Origin of the sequence: Coleofasciculus sp. FACHB-712, assembly GCF_014695635.1 — a bacterium.
Classification (GTDB): domain Bacteria; phylum Cyanobacteriota; class Cyanobacteriia; order Cyanobacteriales; family FACHB-T130; genus FACHB-T130.
In genome coordinates this window covers 1-2,795 of the sequence record NZ_JACJOQ010000297.1, presented here as the reverse complement: position 1 = coordinate 2,795, position 2,795 = coordinate 1, and the positions used below count along the sequence as shown (strand labels likewise).

At 47.0% G+C, this 2,795-nt stretch carries 3 protein-coding genes; all 3 read right to left on the bottom strand.

The genetic code is table 11. The annotated features are described in order from the left end of the window. On the bottom strand, window positions 1-959 hold a 959-nt coding region (locus tag H6F50_RS07880), incomplete at its 3' end, for a radical SAM protein (protein ID WP_190428151.1). Between the two features lie 156 nt (window positions 960-1,115). Then, complete coding sequence (locus H6F50_RS07875) at window positions 1,116-1,298, bottom strand: hypothetical protein (RefSeq protein ID WP_190428149.1); 183 nt, start codon at window positions 1,296-1,298, stop codon at window positions 1,116-1,118. Window positions 1,299-1,316: 18 nt separating this feature from the next. After that, a partial coding sequence (locus H6F50_RS07870) for a B12-binding domain-containing radical SAM protein (RefSeq protein ID WP_190428147.1) occupies window positions 1,317-2,795 on the bottom strand: 1,479 nt, incomplete at its 5' end.

Genomic DNA, 2,795 nt, shown 5'->3' with positions numbered 1-2,795 from the left:
GCCATCACCCGCAACCCCGCCCGCGTGATGGTTTCTACCGAGTCAGCAAGCGAAGTTCGGTTATTTTGAAACTTCTTCGTCATCTGCAAACTGGCTTCATCCGGCGTTTCAATCCCCAGAAACACCGCATTGAAATTGCACTCCACCATTAAATCCATCAGTTCTTGGTCTTGCGCCAAGTCAACCGAAGCTTCAGTATTAAAGCTGAAGGGATACTGGTGTTCCGCTTGCCAGGTTTTTAATTCTTGGAGAAATAACTTGACGTTGCGCTTATTGCCGATGAAGTTATCATCCACCATGAAAACGCTACGACGCCACCCCAATTGGTAGAGATACTCCAACTCCGCTAATAGCTGTTCCGGTGTTTTCGTCCGGGGTTTGCGACCATACAAAACAATAATGTCGCAAAATTCGCACTGGAAAGGACAACCCCGCGAAAACTGCACCGACATCGTATCGTAAGCATCAAACTCCAGCAAATCAAAACGAGGAACCGGAGTTGTCGTCACATCCGGTTTTTCCCCATTAGAACGGAAAATCCCACTCTTGTCACCTCGCGCGATCGCTTTTATGAACATCGGCAGGGTGATTTCCCCTTCATCTAAAATTAGATAATCTGCACCCGCATTAGTGGCTTCATCAGGCACAGAAGTCGGATAAGGGCCACCTACGGCAACCGCTTTACCGCGCCGCTTGGCTTCTCGGATTTGATCGAGTAAATCTTCTTTCTGGACAATCATTGCCGAGAGAATGACCAAATCTGCCCACTCCCACTCGTCTTCTGTGACGCTGCGAACGTTTCGATCGACCAGCTTGAATTCCCATTCTTGAGGCAAAATTGCGGCAACCGTCACTAAACCTAGCGGCGGCAATAAAACCTTGCGATTTACTAATTCTAGGACTTTCTCAAAAGACCAAAAAGTTTTAGGAAATAAAGGATAAAGCAGTAAAACTCGCATTGAATTGGCAACCTCGGACTAATTTTAGTGATTCGTAGCAGGGGCAAATTGTTCTATCACTTTCGACGTGCGATCGCTCATGAAAGAGTCATTAAATTGATCGAATACAATATGCCGCTAGGTTTTCGCTAATGATGAATGGATATTCCATGCTAACTAACTCAGTAGCCGAATGTAGTTAACCGTTGGTTTAGGGGGAGTGGGAACCTGATATCCACCTACTGACTCTGGACTTTCTGCCTCCCTACTCCCAGACACTACCAGTAATTTTGATTCCTGCCGGTTAACGAGCATTTTCATTTCAGAGCGATCGCTCTCTTCCCCCGCGTCTGTTAGCAATCGCGAAAGAACTTTGTCTTATACACTGACAGGATTTTTTTCTTTTACAGATGCCGATGAGATATCTTCTATCTGTTGCAGTTTTGCTTCTTCTGCCTGAAACTCAGCTAACTGGGCATCTATTTCGTCCCGCACAATCTGGCGGTACTCTAGAAAATGCTCATTATGAGCGCAGACAGCAATGTAATGCTCAAAAACACCAGGATTGCGCTTGAGGATGCTAAATAAGTGGTGCCAGAACTTCCAGCGAGTTGTGCGTTTGACACCCTGACGCCACATCACAATCAACAACGCTCGCAGATCCACTAAATTTGGTAATTTAGCAGGAGCTTTGCATTTGGGCGCACCCAGCATCAAGAAACAGCGATAAGTCCGATCCAAAAACTTTTCGGCATCGTATAGTGTCCAGAAAGCCTCAACGTATTCTCTGGCAATATCTTGCAGGGGTCGTGTGGGAACAAAGTTCATCAAGGTAGTTTGATTGATATTGCCATCTTTACCCCGTAGGCGGCCCTCCTTGTCTAATCGATGCCACAGCGCTGTATTGGGTAAGGCTTGCAGCATGGCAAAGGTAGTGGTGGGAATGGCAGTTTGCTCGGCAAATCGGACAATGCGATCGCCTGCGCCAGCTTTCTCCCCATCAAAGCCAATAATAAATCCAGCCATTGGGCGCAATCCGGTTCGCGTAATTGCCTCTACCGCTTCACCCAGAGAACTGCGCGTATTTTGGAACTTTTTCGTCAGCGACAAACTCTCTTCATCGGGCGTTTCAATCCCCAAAAACACGGCATCAAAATAACACTCCACCATCAGATCCATCAGTTCTTGGTCTTGCGCCAAATCAATCGAAGCTTCTGTATTAAACCGGAAGGGATATTGGTGTTCTGCTTGCCAGGTTTTTAATTCTTGGAGAAATAACTTGACGTTGCGCTTATTGCCGATGAAGTTATCATCCACCATGAAAACGCTACGACGCCACCCCAATTGGTAGAGATACTCCAACTCCGCTAATAGCTGTTCCGGTGTTTTCGTCCGGGGTTTGCGACCATACAAAACAATAATGTCGCAAAATTCGCACTGGAAAGGACAACCCCGCGAAAACTGCACCGACATTGAATCGTAAGCATCAAACTCCAGCAAATCAAAACGAGGAACCGGGGTTGTCGTCACATCGGGTTTTTCCCCATTAGAACGGAAAATCCCCTGTTTTTCGCCCCGCTGAACTGCCTCAACAAACATCGGCAGGGTGATTTCCCCTTCATCTAAAATCAGATAATCTACACCCGCTTTTTGAGCTTCCTCCGGGACAGAAGTTGGGTAAGGGCCACCACACGCTACCAGTTTGCCGCGCCGCTTGGCTTCCTTGATTTGATCGAGTAAATCCTCTTTCTGAACAATCATTGCCGAGAGAATGACAACATCTGCCCATTCCCACTCTTGTTCTGTAACGGTGCGGATATTTCGATCGACCAGCTTGAATTCCCACTCTTGAGGCAA